The 299-nt window shown below is 69.9% G+C and carries 1 pseudogene; it reads right to left on the bottom strand.

The window, feature by feature from the left end:
• A pseudogene (locus tag ACSNOK_RS33750) lies at positions 1-299 on the bottom strand (phenylacetate--CoA ligase); the annotation flags it as partial.

Here is a 299-nt window from a genome sequence, read left to right as displayed (position 1 = left end):
ATCCGGCCCCGGCGGGTGAGCCGTATCTGGAAGTGCGGGGCGACACCGGGGACCCGCAGCAGGATCTCCTCGATCTGGGTGGGGAAGACGTTGACCCCGCGCAGGATGATCATGTCGTCGCAGCGCCCGGTGACCTTCTCCATGCGGCGGAAGGCGGGTCGCGCGGTGCCCGGCAGCAGTAGCGTCAGATCGCGGGTGCGGTAGCGGACGACCGGCAGGGCCTGCTTGGTCAGCGAGGTGAACACCAGCTCGCCCTCCTCGCCGTCGGGCAGCACCTCGCCGGTGATCGGATCCACGAC

The sequence above is a fragment of the Streptomyces sp. URMC 126 genome (assembly GCF_051386555.1).
Taxonomy (GTDB): domain Bacteria; phylum Actinomycetota; class Actinomycetes; order Streptomycetales; family Streptomycetaceae; genus Streptomyces.
This window is presented reverse-complemented; position numbering and strand designations above follow the sequence as displayed.